The organism is Halomarina oriensis, from assembly GCF_009791395.1.
Lineage (GTDB): Archaea > Halobacteriota > Halobacteria > Halobacteriales > Haloarculaceae > Halomarina > Halomarina oriensis.
The window spans coordinates 130,408-148,554 of the sequence record NZ_WSZK01000001.1 but is presented as its reverse complement, the minus strand read 5'-3'; the positions used below and the strand labels follow the sequence as shown (position 1 = coordinate 148,554).

At 69.3% G+C, this 18,147-nt stretch carries 18 protein-coding genes; 7 read left to right on the top strand and 11 right to left on the bottom strand.

Annotated features, from left to right (window positions below; translation table 11 throughout):
• Both GQS65_RS00800 and GQS65_RS00795 read right to left on the bottom strand, forming a co-directional pair.
• Positions 1-2,538 (bottom strand): methyl-accepting chemotaxis protein, encoded by a 2,538-nt coding sequence (locus GQS65_RS00800; RefSeq protein WP_158202763.1) that lies wholly within the window; start codon positions 2,536-2,538, stop codon positions 1-3.
• A 277-nt stretch (positions 2,539-2,815) separates the two neighbouring features.
• Positions 2,816-3,475, bottom strand: coding sequence for a helix-turn-helix domain-containing protein (locus GQS65_RS00795; RefSeq protein ID WP_158202762.1), 660 nt, complete (start codon positions 3,473-3,475; stop codon positions 2,816-2,818).
• Positions 3,476-3,647: 172 nt separating this feature from the next.
• Between GQS65_RS00795 and GQS65_RS00790 the strand changes: the two genes are divergently transcribed.
• Positions 3,648-4,361: a helix-turn-helix domain-containing protein gene (locus GQS65_RS00790; RefSeq protein WP_158202761.1), complete on the top strand. Its 714-nt coding sequence runs from the start codon at positions 3,648-3,650 to the stop codon at positions 4,359-4,361.
• A 24-nt stretch (positions 4,362-4,385) separates the two neighbouring features.
• On the opposite strand, the gene GQS65_RS00785 is transcribed toward GQS65_RS00790, so the two are convergent.
• Complete coding sequence (locus GQS65_RS00785) at positions 4,386-5,306, bottom strand: alpha/beta hydrolase (RefSeq protein WP_158202760.1); 921 nt, start codon at positions 5,304-5,306, stop codon at positions 4,386-4,388.
• Between the two features lie 153 nt (positions 5,307-5,459).
• On the opposite strand from GQS65_RS00785, the gene GQS65_RS00780 reads away from it, so the two are divergent.
• The 6 genes from GQS65_RS00780 to GQS65_RS00755 all read left to right on the top strand — a co-directional run bounded on the left by GQS65_RS00780 (position 5,460) and on the right by GQS65_RS00755 (position 11,530).
• Positions 5,460-6,896 carry an ABC transporter substrate-binding protein gene (locus tag GQS65_RS00780; protein ID WP_158202759.1) on the top strand — a complete coding sequence of 479 codons (1,437 nt, stop codon included), beginning with the start codon at positions 5,460-5,462 and terminating at the stop codon, positions 6,894-6,896.
• 3 nt (positions 6,897-6,899) lie between these two features.
• Positions 6,900-7,715, top strand: a complete 816-nt coding sequence (locus GQS65_RS00775) for an ABC transporter ATP-binding protein (protein ID WP_158202758.1) — start codon at positions 6,900-6,902, stop codon at positions 7,713-7,715.
• 80 nt (positions 7,716-7,795) lie between these two features.
• On the top strand, positions 7,796-8,488 hold the full coding sequence (locus GQS65_RS00770) for an ABC transporter ATP-binding protein (RefSeq protein WP_158202795.1): 693 nt from the start codon (positions 7,796-7,798) through the stop codon (positions 8,486-8,488).
• Complete coding sequence (locus GQS65_RS00765; RefSeq protein ID WP_158202757.1) at positions 8,485-9,519, top strand: branched-chain amino acid ABC transporter permease; 1,035 nt, start codon at positions 8,485-8,487, stop codon at positions 9,517-9,519. The genes GQS65_RS00770 and GQS65_RS00765 overlap by 4 nt, the downstream gene beginning before the upstream one ends.
• A gap of 190 nt (positions 9,520-9,709) precedes the next feature.
• Positions 9,710-10,897 carry a branched-chain amino acid ABC transporter permease gene (locus GQS65_RS00760; RefSeq protein WP_394351420.1) on the top strand — a complete coding sequence of 396 codons (1,188 nt, stop codon included), beginning with the start codon at positions 9,710-9,712 and terminating at the stop codon, positions 10,895-10,897.
• 318 nt (positions 10,898-11,215) lie between these two features.
• The gene (locus GQS65_RS00755; RefSeq protein ID WP_158202756.1) at positions 11,216-11,530 is read left to right on the top strand and encodes a PadR family transcriptional regulator; all 315 of its coding nucleotides are present in this window, start codon (positions 11,216-11,218) and stop codon (positions 11,528-11,530) included.
• Positions 11,531-11,534: 4 nt separating this feature from the next.
• On the opposite strand, the gene GQS65_RS00750 is transcribed toward GQS65_RS00755, so the two are convergent.
• From GQS65_RS00750 to GQS65_RS00720, 8 genes are all read right to left on the bottom strand, one after another.
• Positions 11,535-11,852, bottom strand: coding sequence for a hypothetical protein (locus tag GQS65_RS00750; RefSeq protein ID WP_158202755.1), 318 nt, complete (start codon positions 11,850-11,852; stop codon positions 11,535-11,537).
• Between the two features lie 129 nt (positions 11,853-11,981).
• Complete coding sequence (locus GQS65_RS00745) at positions 11,982-12,296, bottom strand: hypothetical protein (RefSeq protein WP_158202754.1); 315 nt, start codon at positions 12,294-12,296, stop codon at positions 11,982-11,984.
• Positions 12,297-12,428 carry a hypothetical protein gene (locus GQS65_RS21805; protein ID WP_267902861.1) on the bottom strand — a complete coding sequence of 44 codons (132 nt, stop codon included), beginning with the start codon at positions 12,426-12,428 and terminating at the stop codon, positions 12,297-12,299.
• A 1-nt stretch (position 12,429) separates the two neighbouring features.
• Entirely contained in the window at positions 12,430-12,855 is a 426-nt protein-coding gene (locus GQS65_RS00740; RefSeq protein WP_158202753.1) for a helix-turn-helix transcriptional regulator, read from the bottom strand.
• 147 nt (positions 12,856-13,002) lie between these two features.
• A complete protein-coding gene (locus GQS65_RS00735; protein WP_158202752.1) occupies positions 13,003-14,574 on the bottom strand; it encodes a cbb3-type cytochrome c oxidase subunit I in 1,572 nt (523 codons plus the stop codon).
• Positions 14,571-15,737, bottom strand: a complete 1,167-nt coding sequence (locus GQS65_RS00730; protein ID WP_158202751.1) for a hypothetical protein — start codon at positions 15,735-15,737, stop codon at positions 14,571-14,573. The genes GQS65_RS00735 and GQS65_RS00730 overlap by 4 nt, the downstream gene beginning before the upstream one ends.
• Positions 15,734-17,068, bottom strand: a complete 1,335-nt coding sequence (locus GQS65_RS00725; RefSeq protein WP_158202750.1) for a permease — start codon at positions 17,066-17,068, stop codon at positions 15,734-15,736. Before GQS65_RS00725 ends, GQS65_RS00730 begins: the two co-directional genes overlap by 4 nt.
• Positions 17,069-18,013 carry a hypothetical protein gene (locus tag GQS65_RS00720; protein WP_158202749.1) on the bottom strand — a complete coding sequence of 315 codons (945 nt, stop codon included), beginning with the start codon at positions 18,011-18,013 and terminating at the stop codon, positions 17,069-17,071.
• Between the last annotated feature and the right edge of the window lie 134 nt (positions 18,014-18,147).

Here is an 18,147-nt window from a genome sequence, read left to right as displayed (position 1 = left end):
TCAGTCGCTCCGTTCGGCAGGGACGGCGTCGTCAGCGTCGGCCGTCTCCTCGTCGGCCTCGTCCGCGTCGGCCTCGGCGGCCGCCTCGCTGGCGTCGCCGATGTCGAGGTCCGCGGCCTCCGAATCGGTGGTCTCGAAGCGGTCCAGTGCGTCGCTCAGGCGGGTCGCCTGTTCGGCGAGGTCACCGGCACCGCCGGACATCTCGCGGAGTGCGGCGGTCTGGGTCTCCGCCGCCGTTGCGACGAACTCGGACTCGACGGTCGTCTCCTCGGAGATAGCGGCCGCGTCGTCCACCGTGCGCACGATGGCCTCCGTCGACGCTGCCTGCTCCTCGGTCGACTCGGAGATGTCCTGAATCCCGGTGTTGGTCTCCTGTGCGTAGCCCGCGATCTCGTCGAGTGCGTCGACCGCGTTCTCGACGGACCCGGTGTTCTCGGAGATACGGTCGCTGTTCTCACGGACCTCCGCCACCGTCTGTTCGGTCTGTTCGCGGATGCGTTCGAGTCGGTCCTCGATGTCGCCCGCGGTCTGTTTGGTCTCCTCTGCCAGGTTCTTGATCTCGTTTGCGACCACGGCGAACCCTTCGCCGGACTCGCCGGCACGCGACGCCTCGATGTTCGCGTTCAGCGCCAGCATGTTGGTCTGCTCTGCGACGTCGGAGATGAACTCGATGAGTTCGTCGACCTGTGCGACCTCCCGTTCGAGGCGCTCGATCTCGTCGACCGTCTCGCCGGACTGGGCCTCGATGGCCTCCATCGACTGGATCGCGTCCGCGGCCGCGTCACGACCGGCACGACCGGTCTCTGCGGTCTCACGTGCGATGGACGCCACGTCGTTGGACGACGCCGCGATCTCCTCGATGGTCGTCAGGTGAGAGATCATGTCCTCGGACGCTCGCTGGAGCGTCTCGTTCTGCTTTCGCGCGTCCTCGCTGATGTCGTCGAGCGACTCGGAGGTGTCGGCGGACTCCTCGGAGATCATCTCGGCGCTCGCCGCCACCTGCTGGGTCGACGTCGCCACGTCGTCGCTGAACGCCTTCAGGCGGTCGACGGTGGCTTCGATCTCCTCGATCATCTCGTTGAACTCCGTGGCGACGTCGGCCATCGCACGGCTCTCGTCGGCGGGGTCCATCCGGCGGGTGAGGTCACCCGCGGCACAGGCCTGCATGACCTGGCTGTACTCGTCTGCACGCGTCTCCAGTCGACGGTTCAGTTCCTCGGTCTCCGCACGGGCGGACTCCGTCTCCTCGATCTGACCGCGGACGCGGTCACGCATCGACGCGAAGCCCTGATAGAGCCGACCGAACTCGTCGATACGGGAGGTCTGAAGGTCGACGTCGAAGTTCCCCTCCTCCATCTGCTCTGCCTTGCCGCGCAGGCGGTTGACGGTCCGAGCGGAACTGGTTCCGAGTGCGATACCGAACACACCGATGAACAGGACCGCGAGGCCCGAGCCGAGCAGACTGAACTGCGTGATGCCCGTCGAGTAGGCGGCGGACATCGGCGTCTCGGTGACGACGACCCAACCCGTGTCGCCGACCGTCGAGTAGCTCAGCGTCTGCCCACCGCTGGCGAGCAGGCCGGCGAACGCGCCGGGTGCCTGACCGTCACGGACCGTGTCGGAGCCACCTTCGCGGTTGGCGGTCTCCAGCAGGCCCGTCGAGTCGTCGAACTGCGTGAACTCCATCGAGTCCGACTGGTAGGCTTCGGGGACGCCGGAGTGGTCCATCTCGGACATGTCCATTCCTCCCATGTCGCCCGAGTGCATGCCGTCCATCCCGGACGAGCGCTCTTCGAGCGCCGCGCGGTCGAGGTTGCCCGGCAGCCAGGAGTGACCCAGCTGGTGGGCGTGGCGCATGACGACCTCGCCGTTCGGACCGACGAGCGAAATCTCGGCGTTCGTCTGGTCACCGCTCATCGACACCGACTGGTAGCTGTCGAAGCGAACCGTCACCACGACGAACTCGTTGGGCTGTCCCTCGACGGGGGCCGCGTACGCGACCATCGGAATCGCGTGGTCACCGTTCATCACGAAAAACGGGTCGGAGACGTACTGCTCCTCACCGAACCCCTCGAAGGAGGCGGTCTCCGCGTAGACCTCGCCGTCGTCCGTCCACGGCTCCCCGATGTTCCCCAGGTTCTCGTTCGTGTAGTTGCTGTTCGTCGACGCGGCGACCTCGTTGCTCGCGTAGTCGACGTAGTGGATACCGTACGTCCCGTTCGGGAGTCGGTCCATCCATCCGGACAAGGAGAGTTGCACGCGCGTCTCCTCACCGCTCTGCACGGCGTCGGACTGTGCTATCGAGGGAGCGAACCCCGTGTTCCGTTGGTGCCACGCGTCGAGGCTGTGGGCCTCACTGGCGGCGAAGCTTGCGTACTGTTCGTCAGCACCCTCGTTGAGTTGCTGTTGCATCTGTGCGGTCGTCACCACACCGACAAGTCCGACGGAGATCCCTAGGATGAGTAGGACGATCCCGAACTTGCGGGCGTAGCTCTTGCGGACGAAGTCCGGCACGACCGAGCGGAGCGGTCCCGACATGTCCGGAGTTCAAACTTACTTGTGCTTAAACTTTGTCCAAATCATGTAAGTCCCAGTCGGACAACAGACCCGGACGAGTGATAGTCCATAGGACGTGGCTAAACCCCCGGACAGCGGTCGGGTGCGCGCTCTCGGCGGGCATGAGATACGGAGCGCCTTAATTGAGGATTATACGGCAGTAAGAAGGACATAGGACCGTGAATTCGGCGGTATTCTCCGTACACCGACAGCTTCCCCGTGAAAGGTTGTCGTGCCTATCGGTGACACACCCTGTCCGTCACAACGGAGCGCTGTCGCCGTCGGCGAGCGTCTCGGTGATGAGGGTGTCGTGCCCCCGCCGGAGTCGTTCGGACAGCGCCTGGTGGGAGATGCCGATGTCGGTGGCGAGTTCGCGGAGACCGGTGCGACGCGGGATGTCGAAGTAGCCGTGTTCGCAGGCGGCGAGCAGGGCCTCGCGCTGTTCGTTCGTGATACCGAATCGCTCGGGCCGGTCGGGGTCGAGGTCACGGACGGTCTCGACCTCGACGTCGATTCCGTGGTCCAGACAGGTCTCGTGGGCGGTCGAGAGGGCGTCGCGTCCGGGGTAGAGGACGCGAATCGACCAGTCCGACCCCGACGCGCGTGCGCTCAACACCGACCCGGTCGACCCCGGCAGGACGCGGGCGAAGAAGTCGAACTCCGGGCCCCACTCGACGCGGTAGAGGAACTCCGTCGAGTGGTCGGCCAGACAGGTGACGGCCTCGACGCTCGCGTCGGCGGCCAGTGCGTCCTCGACGGCCTCCCGTGACGCGCCGGTCACCCGGAGCAACGGCGTCGTGGTCCCACTGCCGGAGACGACGGTCGACTCACAGACGAACGACGCCGACGGGAGCGCCGTCAGCGCCCCCGACAGCGCGAGCGACCGAGCGGGAACGGAGAAGGTGGCGATGGTTGCCATATGAAGGCTCCAACAGCCGACCCCCGACTAAATGTTTTGTTTGTGTGTCGGGAGGGACGGGGAGAACACGCGCACACGCCGGCCGCTTCGTCGAGCAGTGACGGTCCGGCAGGCGGGAGTGTCCGAAAAGATTTATCTCCCGAAACGAACATGGGTGAACGACCCAAGGGCTATGCTCGACGTCACCCTCGATATGGAGCAGTACGACTGTCCGTTCATCGCGGCCAGCGACGCTCACGACGTCAGTTTCTCGGCGGCACACTGGGAGTTCGACCCCGCGGGCGACCGCCTCGACACCCGCATGGTCGTCGAGGGGTCGACGCCCGCGGCCCTCGACGCCGGACTGCGCGTCCTCCGCGACCACGAGGGGTTGCGCGACTACGACCTCGTCTCCCGGAAGGGACCGGTCGCGCACGTCCGGACGACCATCGACGAGACCACCGCGATGGCGACCATCCGCGAGTACGACGGCTACATCACCGGCCCGTTCCACATCGCGGGCGGCCGCGAACTGTGGCACGTCGGCTTCGACCGGGACGCCGACGCCGACACCGCGCTGTCGATTCTCGACAACGACAACGAGTACGAGGTGCTCTCGCGGGAGTCGGTCGACCTCACCGAACTCAGCGGCTTCGTCCAGAACGTCGGCGCGGCGATGACGCTCATCGAGGGCTGTCGTGACCTCTCGACGCGCGAACGTGAGACGCTCGAAGCGGCCGTCAGCGGCGGCTACTTCGACAGTCCACGCGGCGAGACGCTCGGCAGTCTCGCCGACCAGTTCGACGTGTCGAAACCCGCCGTCTCGAAGACGCTCCGACGCGGTCAGGCGAAGACGATGGCCCGTATCACCGAGGTGCTGGAGACGCTCGACGAAGAGACGGAGTGAGGAGGGCGACGGGGAGGGCCGTCTTCAGACGCGGTCGTGGAACCCCGAGACGGCGTCGTAGAGGTCCGCTCGTCGCTCGCCGTGCATCGCGTAGTGGTCCGCGCCCGCGAGTTCGAGGTAGGTCCCGTCTTCGCGGGGGAGTTCGTCGTACAGCGCCAGCGCGTCCTCACGCCACGAGATAGCGTCCGCGCTCCCGCGGACGACGAGCGTCGGGACGGCGATATCGGCAGCGTCGTACGGCGGGTCGTCGGCCCCGCAGTCGGCGTAGTCCGCGAGCGACCCCGTCTGGGCGATGTAGCCGTCACCCTCGCCCTGGTTGGACTCGACCTGCGTCCGCCAGATGGCCTCGAACAGCGCCTCGTCGGTCTCGCCCTGCCGTTCCTTGACGGTCTCGTACTCCTGGCGGTGGTACGCGCCGAACTCGCCGGCGGGGTCCAGGCCGAGCGCCGCCAGTCCCTCGCTCACGTCGTAGGGGACGCGGTAGACGGGGGCCACCTGGGTGAGCGAGGCCACCTCGGGGTCGTCACGGGCGACGAACCGGCCGCAGGTGTTCGTCCCCCACGAGACGCCGACGAGGTGGACGGTGTCGTACTCCTCACGCACGTGGGCGACGGTGTCGGCGATGTCGTTCGCGGCGAGGTCCGCACGCACCGGCGGGCCGTTCGCCTCGGGCGGTTCGTTCAGTTCGGGCGGACGCTCGGAGTCGCCGTAGCCCCGAACGTCGAGGCCGAACGCCGCCCGCCCCGTCTCGGCCGTGGCGGCCAGCCACGAGTACGACTCGTCGATACGCCCGTCGCGCTCGACGGGCGGGGAGAACAGCGCACGCGAGCAGGTGATGGAGCCGTGGACGAACACCACGGCCTCGGTCGCCCGGTCGGGCGCGTGCTCCCAGCAGTTCAGTCGGAGTCCGTCGCGGGCGTCGAACCGGCGTGCGCGGAGGTCCATACCACGACCTGCGCCGGTAGCGGTGAAAGTCGGTGGGTTAACATGTGAATCGCTTGGCGGACCATGTCGAATCGGCGGCTGTCGGAGCGGACGGTCCGGTTAACATGTTAACCTCGGGTCCCTTGCCCCAGTAGCCACATTCTCTCTCGTGTCATGGACGCGAACAGACAGACGCGACGACGGGTACTGGCGACGCTCGGAGCGACGGGGGTCGCCGCGCTCGCCGGGTGTACGGACGACAGCGGGTCGGAGAACGGAAGCGGTGACGGGACCGACGGCGGTATGACCGACGGCGGCACCACCGACGGCACCGGCGGGGGGACGACGACCGGGACGGCCGGGGCGAGCGTCTCCGGGACGCTCAAAGTCGGCGTCGTCCAGCCCGTCTCGGGGGACCTCCAGTACTACGGCCAGCAAGCACTCTGGGGGTTCTACTCCGGACTCGGCTACAAGGGCGAGGCGTCCTCGCTCCCCGACGCCTCAACGGGGACGAAGACGATGAGCGTCGGTGACCTCGACGTGGAGATGCACGTCCGGGACACCAAACTGGACTCCCAGACCGCACAGGAGGTGGCCACCGACCTCGTGACGAGCGAGGAGGTCGATCTGCTGTTCGGCGGCACCTCCTCGGCGGCCGCGACGCGTATCGTCAACTCGGTCACGAAGCAGTCGGGCGTCCCGACGATGATCGGACCCGCCGCGAGCGCCGACATCACCTCCAGCAGCGAGACGTGTACGGACCTCGTCTTCCGCGCGAGCGAGAACACGGCGATGGACGCCCGTTCCGGTGGGCGGTACGTGGCGGAGAACTCCGACGTCTCCTCGGTCTACCTCTTCGGCGCGGACTACTCGTTCGGCCGAGCGGTCGTCAACAACTACCGGACCGTCCTGGAGGCCAACGGCGTCGAGATCGTCGGCGAGCGGTTCGTCCCGCAGGGCTACTCGGAGTGGACGCCGTTGCTCGACCAGGCCGTCGAGGCGGGCGCGGAGGGTATCGTCGGCGGGTTCACCGTCTCGACGCTCCCCGCGCTGTTCACGACCGTCCTCAACGGCGACTACGACTTCCGCGTGTTCGGTGGGTTCGCCACCCAGATCACCACCCAGATCGTCGGTCAGACGATGCAGAAGGTGCTCGGCGACCCGCTGACCGCCGACGCCGTCGAGAACTCGAACCTCGGCCCGTTCACCACGCGCTACCACTGGAACCAGTACGACAACCCCATCAACGACCGGTTCGTCGAACTCTACTCGAACGCCTACGGCGCGGTCCCCGACCTCTTCACCTCGGGGACGTTCACCGCCGCCTCCGCCATCGTGCAGGCCGCCCAGTCCGCCGGCAGCACCGACGGGTCGGAGATCGCGGACGCCCTGCGCGGGATGACCGTACGGGACACCCCGAAGGGCGAGGGCGCGTACACGTTCCAGGAGTACAACAACCAGGCGCGCTCGCCGATGACGGTGGCGAACGTCGTCCCGAACGAGGAGGACCGCTGGAACGCCCCCGTGATGCCCTCCGAACCGGTCGCGACCATCTCGAAAGACCGGACGACGATTCCCGCCGACTCGTCGGAGATGAACTGCAGTCTCTGAACCATGAGCCGACTCCGAACGCACGGACTGACCAAACGCTTCGGCGGCCTCACGGCGGTCGACGACGTCGACGTCGAGTTGGGCGACGAACTCTGCTCGCTCATCGGCCCCAACGGCGCGGGGAAGACGACGTTCTTCGACCTGCTGACGGGCGTCCTCGAACCCACCGAGGGAACCGTCGAACACCGCCGCGACGGCGAGTGGCACGACGTGACCGGCGCACCGCCACACGAGACGGCCGCCCGTGGCGTCCACCGGTCGTACCAGATCACGAGCGTCTTCCCCGAGAGCACGGTCCACGAGAACGTCCGTATCGCGGCGCAGGCCGCCGGTGACGACTCGTTCACGGGCTGGCGCAACGCCGGCGCGTTCGACCGCTACCTCCGGGAGGCCGACACCATCCTCGACCGAGTAGGTCTCGCCGACCGGGCCGACCGGCCCGCACGCTCGCTCAGTCACGGCGCGAAACGCCAGTTGGAGGTCGCCGTCGCGCTGGCGGGCGACCCCGACGTCCTCCTGCTCGACGAACCGAACGCCGGCGTCTCCTCCGAGAGCGTCGACGACATCATCGCGCTCATCGAGGACGTCGCCACCGACCACGCCGTCCTGCTGGTCGAACACAACATGGACATCGTCATGAACGTCTCCGACCGCATCGTCGTCCTCAATCGCGGCAGCGTCATCGCCGACGGGACGCCCGAGGACGTCCGGGACGACCCGGCCGTCCAGGAGGCGTACCTCGGCGGCTACGAACCCGGTGCGCTCGACGCGACGGAGACGGACGAGGAGTCCACGGACACCGCGGAGGGGTCGGCGTGAGTTCGAGCGACACGCCCACCGACGACGCTTCGGGAGCGGAAACGACCCCGGATACCGAGACGGCGTCGACCGGCACACCGCTGCTCGCCGTCGAAGATATCCACAGCTACTACGGCGAGAGCCACATCCTCGAAGGCGTCTCACTGGAGGTCGAGGAAGGGGAGGTCGTCGCCCTCATCGGTCGTAACGGCGTCGGCAAGACGACCACCCTCCGGAGCATCCTCCAGTTGACGCCGCCCCGCGAGGGCCGGGTCCGCTATCGCGGCACGGACCTCGTCGGGATGGGGACCAGCGACGTCGCACAGGGCGGCATCGGCTGGATACCCGAGGACCGGCGCGTCTTCTCGGCGCTCACGGTCGCGGAGAACGTCCGTATCGCCGTCCCGAAGGGGAGCGACGTCGACGCCGCGCTGGCGCAGGTGTACGAGACGTTCCCCGCCCTCGAAGAGCGGAAGGCCGCCGAGGCGGGCGCGCTCTCCGGTGGTCAACAGCAGATGCTCGCCATCGCTCGCGGCCTCGTCGGCGAGAACGACCTGCTCCTGGTAGACGAACCGAGCGAGGGCCTCGCACCCCAGATCGTCGCGGACGTAGCCGAGGCCATCTCGGCGGCGAGCGAGGCGGCGACGGTCCTGCTGGTCGAACAGAACCTCCCGCTGGCGCTGGACCTCGCGGACCGGTTCTACGTGCTCGACAACGGCACGGTCGTCGCCTCGGGCGACACCGACGACGTGAGCGCCGAGGACGACGACCTCCGGAGGTACCTCACCGCATGAGCGTGCTCGCTTCCGCGGGTGCGTTCGCGTCGACGGCGACGCTCGCCCCGCTGCAACTGGGCGACCTGTTCACCGTCGAGGCGCTGTCGTCCATCCTGCTCGACGGCCTCTCGAAGGCCGCGCTCTACGCACTCATCGCCATGGGCCTGACGCTCATCTTCGGGCTGATGGGCGTGCTCAACTTCGCCCACGGGTCGCTGACGATGCTCGGGGCGTACCTCGGCGGTCTCGTGATGGTGACGCTCGTCACCACCACGACCGGCCCGTTCGCGCGGCTGGCCGTCTTCTTCGTCGGCCTCGTGGTCGTCTTCGGCCTGCTGTCGGCGCTCGGCGGCGCGCTCGAGGTCGGACTCATCAGGCCGCTCTACGACCGGCCGCCGGTCTACCAGATCCTGCTGACGTTCGGCATCACGCTCGTCATCGACGAACTCGTGCGTATCGTGGTGCTGTTCTACGGCCTCCAGCCCATCACCGAGTGGCAGGCCGCCCTCGGGACGAAACCGGAGTTCCTCTCGGGGTCGTTCACGCTCGGCCCGGTCTCGGTCGCCGGGATGGACCTGTTCGAGATTCTGCTGGGTGCGCTCGCGGTCGGTGCGGTCTGGGCGTTCCTCACCCGGACGCGCTACGGGCTGGTGGTGCGGGCGGGCAGCGAGGACGCCGAGATGACCGAGGCGCTCGGTATCGACGTCCGGCGCGTGTTCACCACCGTCTTCGCGCTGGGTGCCGGCCTCGCCGGCGTGGCCGGCATGCTGCTGATGTGGGACGGCAACTGGGGGGCGTCGGTCCCCCTCGCCACGGAGACGCTGCTCCCGGCGTTCGTCGTCGTCATCATCGGCGGCCTCGGGACGTTCCGGGGCACCGTCGTCGCCGCCCTCGTCGTCGGACTGGCCGACGCCCTCACCCAGTGGCTGTTCGTCAACGTCGTCGACTTCCCCAGCCTCCCCGAGATGACCGTCTTCCTCATCCTCGTGGTGATGCTCGTCATCCGTCCGCAGGGTATCTTCGGCCGAGCGGAGGTGGGGGGCCATTAGCACCCCCACCGAGTCGGCCGGCGGTAGTGGAGACGGCGGCGACGGACCGACGGACACGGCGACCGGTGCGGGCGGGAGCGGCGAGACGGCGACGGAAGAGTCGTGGCTCGCTCGCTACGCCCGTGAACACGTCGCCCACCTGCTGGTCGTCGTGGCGCTGGCGCTCTACCCCGGCTTCTACACGCTGGCGGTGAACTCGCCGGCCGGCGCGGAGTTCGTGACGGTGCTCCCGCGCGTCGAGACGATGATCGTCGTGCTCTACTTCGGTCTGTTCGCCATGAGCTTCGACTTCATCTCGGGGTACACCGGCTACCTCTCCTTTGGCCACGCGGTGTTCTTCGGGACCGGCGCGTACACGGTCATCCTCGCCGCGAACGGGAAACTCCCGCTCGTGCCGACGGACACGCCGTTCGTGCTGTTGCTCGTGCTCGCGGGCCTGCTCGCCGTGCTCCTCGCCGTCGCCATCGGGTCGGTGTCGTTCCGACTCTCCGGGGTGTACTTCGCCATGATAACGCTGGGCTTCTCACAGGTCATCTACGTCTTCGTGCGCGACTGGGACTACGTCGGGTCGAACCCCCGCGACGGCGTCTCGGTGTCGTTCGACACCCACCCCGAGGCGTTCGAAGTCGGCGTCCCGTTCGTCGACGCGCTGGGACTCGGACTCGGGAAGCTGAACGGCGACGAACTCGCACTCGGCGTCGTCGACCTCTCGACGGTCGAGGTGTCGTACTACCTCGTCGGTCTCGTCGTGCTGGTCTGTTACTTCGCCATGCAGCGCATCATCCACTCCCCGTTCGGGAAGGTGATGCTCGCCATCCGCGAGAACGAAGAGCGCGCACGCGCCGTGGGCTACGACACCGACCGGTACAAACTGGTCGCGTTCGCCGTCTCGGCGTTCTTCGCGGCCGTCGCCGGCGGCCTGTTCGCGGGCTACTCGCGGGCCGTCTCGCCCGACGAGACGTTCTTCTTCCTCGTGACGGGCGACGCCCTGCTCGTGAGCATCATCGGCGGGTTCGGCACGCTCGCCGGCCCGCTGTTCGGCACGCTGTTCGACGAACTGTTCCGGGAGTTCCTCTCGAAGGAGGGGACCGGCGGCGGACTGCTGCCCTACCTCCAGAGCCATCTCCCGCAGGGCGTGCTGGAGGCGGTCATCTACAACGGGATGACCGTCGGCGAGGCCGTCGACACGTTCCTCAACGGCCACGCCAGCCTCTTCCTGGGCGTGCTGTTCGTCCTGTTCGTCCTGTTCGTCCCCGGTGGGTTGCTGGGGACCGTCCGTGGCCGACTCGGCGGGACGGCCTCGAAACAGGTCGCCGCCCGGTTGCGCTCCGCGGGCACGAACGAGACGAGCGGCGGCGCGGCCAGCGAAGACGACTGAGCGTAGCGTCGGAGTCGTCCTCGACGCCACGCTGTTCGACCGACCCAGCGAGACTGTCGACGCCGACCGGACCGGGTGTCCGGCGGACGGCGGTGTCGTGGGGCGGTCGGTAGGCGACCGGTGTTCGTGGCACTCGACTCGGGCCGGTGGTAGCGGAGCCGGGCCCGTCGTATCGGACCCCGAACGGTGGTATCGGAAACGCTCCGGACTGCCGTCCAGTCGAGAGCACGGAGGCTCTGCGCCTCGATTCCGGTCGGAACCGGAAGAATCGGAACGGACCCGGTCGCGGTTTTCCCCCGTCGCGTCGACCGCTCGGGTATGACGTCAGAGACGACGTTCCGGTGGACGGCACTGACCGGGTTCGAGCGCGACCTGCTGTGTGCGGCGGCCGCGCTGGAGGCGGAGGGTGAACCGACGAGCGGGGCCACACTGCGGCGGTACCTCGAAGAGAGAGGCTACGAGCGGGTGAGCAACGGCCGGGTCTACCAGAACCTGCACCGACTGGAGGCACGCGGCGCGCTCGAACGGCGGCCGGTCGACGGCCGGACGAACCGCTACCGGCCGACCGAGCGGGGACGGCGGGTCGCCCGCGAGCGACTCGACGCCGCGCGGGCGGCGTTCGACGATTCCTGACCGTTCAGGCGTACGACCGCTTGTGTTCGACGTAGAGCACACCGGTGAACAGGGCGAACGGGACGAGGCCGAGGATGGCGAGCGTCATCCCCACCACGAGCGTCGTCGGGAGGGCGGCCTGCGAGAGCAGGAAGGCGACGACGGCCGCGCCCGCCCCGATGAACGAGAGGACGCTGGTGACCGCCAGGCCGAAGCTGAGTTTGCGGAGTCGCCACGACAGGTCGTCGGCCCCCCGGAGCATCCGGATGAGGACGGCGATGGGTGGGACGGACAGTGCGACGAGTTGGAGCATACCGAGGGCGATGTCGGTTTCGAGTGTCATCGGTGTGGTGTGAGACGGGGTCGGGGACGAGCACGGCCACCGAGCGGCCGTGCAGGGTGGTCGAGCGAGCGAGACGGCTGGTCGGGACCGGTCGGGTCGGCGGGGTCGGACCGGGCGGTCGGCGGTGGGTCACGTCACGAAGAACACCGTCGAGGCGAGCGCCCAGGCGACGAAGCCGACGAACAGCGCCATCGGCCACTCCGCGCGGGTGAGCGAACGGACGGTGCCCGCCCAGACCAGCGGCGAGAGGACGACGCCGACGACGGGGAGCCAGCCGAGGAGCACCGTCGTCAGGCCGCCGAGAACCAGCGCGAGCAGCGCGACGGCCACCGCGTACCCGTAGGTGACGGCCGTCCCGGTTCGGACGGCGAGGCCGACGTAGACGACCGGACCGGTGAGCAACGTGCTCACGAGGAGACCGACGAACAGGTCGAGGAGGAGCATCTACTCGGGCGGGTCGGACGCCCCGTCGGCCGTCGCGTCGCTCGACGACGCGTCGACGCAGGCACAGTCCGTCGGTGTGCAGTCGGTACACGAGCAGTCCCGGCAGTGGCAGGCGGTGTGACACGCGGACATCTCAGTAGTCCCACCGGCGGGAGTAGGTGGGACCGTCGTCCTCATCGTCGGCCGCGTCGTCCTCCTCGTCTTCGCCTTCGACGCACTCGCGGCCGAGACAGAGCGCCTCCCACTGGCAGTGTGCGCGGAGCGCTTCGCTGGCGGTGTCGGTGACGCGGTAGGTGTTCGTCCGGCCGTCGACGGGGCGTTTCTCGACGAGGTCGGCGTCGACGAGGTCCCGCAGGTTGCCGTAGAGACGGCCGTGGTTGACGCGGTCACCACGCTGGTCGGCGAGTTCCTCTTGGACGGTGACGCCGGTCGGAACGGTCCCCTCCAGGCTGGCGACGACGAACAGCAGGTCGCGCTGGAAACCGGTGAGGCTGGCGAGGACTGACGGTTCTGGTTCGGTGGGCGATTCTCCGGTCGAGGTAGAGTGGTTCACGGACATCACAGGAGTGGCGGTTTCCCGCCGACGTCGCGTTCGGGCGTCGAACCCGAGTCCCGGCCTGAACCGGACGCGAGGAGCGAGGCCGACCACGGAGAGGCCTCGGAACAGCCGAGCGGAGCAGGGACGGGAGAGGAGGCGATGGCGCGGTCACCGCGACCACTCTCGCGCCTCGATGCCGCGTTCGGCCAGTCCCCACGGGTCGTCGCCCGCCGGGTCGCCGACGAGCAGGGCGCGGACGATGCCCCAGACGAACAGCAGTTGAGCGACGCCGAGGACGAACGCGCCGAGCGTGGCGAGAGTCTGCATCGGCGCGAACACCTCGGGGTAGGTCGCCATCCGGCGCGGGAGGCCGCCCAGACCGAGGGCGAGAAGCGCGCCGAACGTCACCGCCACACCGACCATCGAGAGCCAGAAGTGCGCCCGAGCGTACCGGTCGTCGACGCGCCGACCCGTCAACAGCGGGAACCAGTAGTAGCCCCCTGCGACGAGGCCGAAGACGATGGTCCCGACGAGCAGGAAGTGGAAGTGGGCGACGACGTAGTACGTCCCGTGGTAGGCGTAGTCGACGGGGATGGAGGCGAGCAACACGCCCGTCACGCCGCCGACGACGAACCACGCCACCGCGCCGAGGCAGAACAGCATCGGCGGTTCCAGCCTGAGCGACCCGTTCCAGAGCGTCGTCGTCCAGGCGAACGTCTTGATGGCCGACGGCAGGGCGACGGCGAGCGTGACGGCCATGAACGACGCCTGGACGCGGGGGTCCACCCCCGAGGCGAACAGGTGGTGGCCCCAGACGCCGAAGCTCAGGACGCCGATGGCGAGCGTCGAGTAGACGACCGAACGTTTCCCGAACAGGTCGCGGCCCGCGAAGCGCGGAATCAGGTAGCTCAGCACGCCCATCGCCGGGAGGACGAGGACGTACACCTCGGGGTGGCCGAAGAACCAGAACAGGTTGACGAACACCATCGGCCCCTCCGGCGGTGCGAGGAACGTCGTCCCGAGCACGCGGTCGGCCAGCAACAGCGCGATGGCGCTCTCCAGCACGGGGAAGGAGAACACCACGAGGCCGGCGGCGACGAGCATCGTCCACGTGAACACGTCGAGACGCGCCCACGGGACAGTGCGCTCGGTGACCACCGTCACCACGACGACCAGCGCGGTCAGGAGCGTCGAGAGCGTCCCGAGCGAGAGGCCGACGAGCAGCAGGTCGATGCCGGCGTGTGGCTGGAGCGACATCGGGGGGTAGAGCGTCCAGCCGACGACCGGCGGGCGGACCCGGAAGCCGAGCAGACCCACGTCGGCGAGCAGGTCCAGCAGCGAGGGTGCACGGGCGACGAACAGGCCCGGCGGGAGCAGCCAGAACGCCAGCGCGTGGATGCGGGGGAAAGCGAGTTCCTCGACGCCGACGAGTCGCGGGAGGACGGCCGTCGTCAGGCCGAACGCGACGGGCGTGGCGAAGAAAAACAGCATCGTCACGCCGTGGGTCGTGAAGAACGCGTCGTAGGTCGCTGCGGGCCAGACACCCATCCCAGGGGTCAACGCCTCCGCGCGGAGGGCCATCGCGTCGGTCGTCCCCCACAGTCCCGCGAACGCACCGAACGCGACGGAGAGACGGGCGACCGTCAGGTGGTCGATAGCCAGCGGGTCGAGTGCGCGGACGACCACGGCAACGAGCCGTCGCCACGCCGACCGGAGCCAACCGACCACGCTCCCGCTCATCGGGCCACCCGTCGGAGGTACGACACCGTCCCGACGCCCGCCAGCACGCTGGAGAGGACGAACGCGGTCCGGGGTGCGACGGCGAACAGCAGACCGCCGACGACTGCGGGCGGAATCAGGAGGAGCGCCCGTGCCGCCCGGTAGGTGTCGCGGTGCTCGCCGAGCGTGTCGGTCACTTCGTCTTCGAGGACCGTCCAGCCACCCTGTGCGACGCCGACGGCGGCGAACGTCCCGGCGAACGCCGGCGGCGAGGCGGGGACGAGGACGACCGCGAGCGGCGCGGTCGTCGCCACGAGTAGCCCCCCCACCGAGAGGAGCGGCGTCGTCCACGACCCCAACTCCCGAATCCGCGAGAGGACGCGGTGGGTCCCACCGGCGGCGACAGTGGCGACGACGAGCGAGAGCGCGATGACCTCCGCGCCCTCGGCGAAGCCGTCGCCGAGACGCTGGATGCTGAACGCGACGAACAGCGGGCCGACGACGGCGAGACCGGTCCGTGCCCACGTGTCCGCCAGCAGGAGGCGGCGCTCGGCGGGCGGGAGGCGTTCGGCCCACTCGACGAACGCCGACATCGACGGTGAGACGGTCGGCGTCTCGTCGAGCGGGACGCCGAGGACGAGCGCGAGGACGCCCAGCGCCGCCGTCACCGCGAACGCGACCTGGACGCCCGCGACCAGGCCGCCCGCCGCGAGCACCGGCGTGAGAGCGAGCAGTGCGAGCACCGGGCCGAACACCCGGCCGAGGACGACGGTGATCGCGTCGGGGCGGTCCCCGACACCGCCGTAGGGGGCGACGCCGAGCAGTCCGACGGAGAACCAGAGCCAGACGGGCGTTCCGGTCGGTGGCCCGGCCACCGGGCCGAGCGTCCAGAGGGTGACGCCCGCGACGCCCAGCGCCCGTCGGGCGAACGGCGAGTCCAGTCCGAGCGCTCGCAGGAGTCGGACGTAGTGTTCCGGGCGGACGAGTGCGAGCCAGAGGCCGCCGAACAGGCCGACGATGGGCAGCGGCGTCCCGACGACCAGCAGTAGGGCCGGGACGAACCACGCCGCCGCCCCGAGCGCGCAGTCGAACGCGCGGGTGACGACGACGCGTTCGGGCGGGAGGTGCGGCGCGACCCGCTCGGCCGTCGACCGGGCCGTCTCGACGGCGGCGGAGCGGCTCACGAGCCACCTCGCAGGCGGTCTGCGACCCCGCGGAGGCGGCGGCTCACGACGGTGGTGACCGGCGCGAGCGACCGGGTCGAGCGGATCGTCCGGACCGTGTCGTGGGTGATCACGACCGCGTCACGACCACGCGTGTAGCGCGATTCGAGGCCGTCGCGGACGCCGTCGACGCCGTAGACGAGCACCAACTGGACGAGGAAGACGGGCGTGAGCACGGCGTTGAGGACGAACGTGTACTCGTGGTCGACGGTGCCGCCCGTCCCCGCCTGCGGGACGATGCCCGCGAACGAGGCGACGTAGTGGACGACGACGCCGGCGGTGACCGCCGCGAGTGCCAGCGTCAGCACGACGACGACGCCCATCAGCGTCCCGTACGACCGCCGGTAGATGCGCACGAGCGGCGGGATGAGCAGGTCGGCGTAGACGAACGACAACACCGCACCGAACGGCAGGCCGTTCTGCCAGAGCACGAGCGCGAACGGGACGTTCCCGACCGAGCACATGAACGAGAGCGCCCCAAGCACGACGGCGAGGGCGGTGGTGTAGACGACGCCCTCGAAGCCGGCGTGCCCACCGAACAGCGCGGTCCACCACTCGGTCGGGACGAACCCGCCGACGAGGCCCGCGAGGACGAACCCGAGCGCGATGTCTCGCCAGAGCATCTCCCAGTCGCCGACCGTCGAACTCGCGGCACGCGTCCAGCCGGCGAGCGTCGTCAGGCCCCCTCTGGGGTTCTCTGTCGAGGCCGCGTAGGAGCCGAGACAGCCCCCACAGCAGAAGAACTCCGTGCCGCCGGGCGTCTCCAGGGTCGTCTCGTCGGTGGCCTCGCTCGCGTCGACGCTCATCCCACAGGTCGGACAGGTCGCCTCGCGGGTCTCGCGGACGTGCTCGCGGGCGTCCTCGACCCGGCGGTCGGGCACCCGGCGAATCAGGACGGTGACGACGCAGACGGCGACGAGGCCGCCGACGAACTCGCCGACGACGAACTGCCAGCCGAGCAGCACCCACATCACGAGGCCGAGTTCGACGACGAGGTCCGTCGCGGCGAACGTGTACGCGAGCGTGGCGACCAGCGACGCGCCCTTCGAGAAGACGGTCTTGGCGGTGGCGACGGCGGAGTACGAACACGAGGAGGAGGCCGCGCCGAACAGCGAGGCGAGGCCCACCTCCCGCCAGCCGTCGTCGCCGAGCGTGGCGGACATGCGTTCTTCGGAGACGAACGCGTGGACCGCCCCGGAGACGGTGAACCCGAGGACGAGCGCCCACCAGGTGTCCCAGGTCATCTCGGCGGTCAGCGAGAGCGCGTCGACGAGCGAGTCGAGTACGGGCATCTAAAACCGCTCCGCGATGGTGCCATCGGTGCCGACGGCGACGTCGGCGAACCGGGCGGTGCCGAGGGCGACACCCCGCAGCGAGGCGTCGGGGCCGTCGTCGTCCTGCCACGCCCCGTTCGAGAGGACGCGGACCTCACCGTCACCGACGGCGAGCCCACGACTCTCGACGCGGTCGATGGCGGTCAGCGGCCGTTCGACCCTGGCGGCCCGGAGCCAGTTGTGGCCGTTGTACGACGCGATGGTCCCGCCGTCGGTGGTCGCGTTGAGCACCGACCCGGAGACGGCCGCGACGTCGGTGATTGAAGCGTTGGGGCCCTCGATGCGGGTCCACTCCCCGCCCGCTTGGCGGGCGACGAGGTTCTGACTGGCGAGGAAGACGACCCCGTTCGCGTCGTCCATGGCGACGGCGTTGTCGCCGCCGGTCGGTTTGGAGGGACCCTCCCAGGTCGGTTCCGCACCGGTGAACTGGGCGACGAGCAGTTCGCCCGAGCCGTTGGCGACGGCGACGCGTTCGCTGCCCGACGCGCCGACGACGGCGACGGCCTCCCACGTCGACGTCTTGCCGGCGGGTGCGGAGTAGTCCCGCACGTCGCCGGTCTGGACGCGGAGTCGACCGATGGCTCCCGAAGAGCCGACGTACCAGACGTGTGCACCGTCGTCGGTCGCCGCCACCGCGGTGAGACCGTTCGTCGCGTCCGCGGGGCCGTCCTCGTCGACGACCGACCAGTCCGCGCCGTCGGCACGGTGGACGACCGTACCACCCTCGCCGACGGCGACCGGCCCGTACTCGGTCATGGTGACGTCGGCGAGCGCCGCGCCCGTCGGGGAGTCGACGGTGACCCACCCACGCTGGGGGGCGTCGTCGGTGCCGACCGAACAGCCGGCGAGTGCGGCCATCGTCGCGCCACAGCCGGCGAGGACGGCGCGTCGCGTCCGGGTCATCGCCGGCGGGCCTCCCGGTCGTCGGGGCCGACCGTCGGTGGCCGTGGGTCGGGGAGGCGACGGGACAGGACCGCCGACGCGGTGGCTGGTCGGTGAGCGATGCGACTCGGGACGAGGGGTCGGTTGGTGGTGAG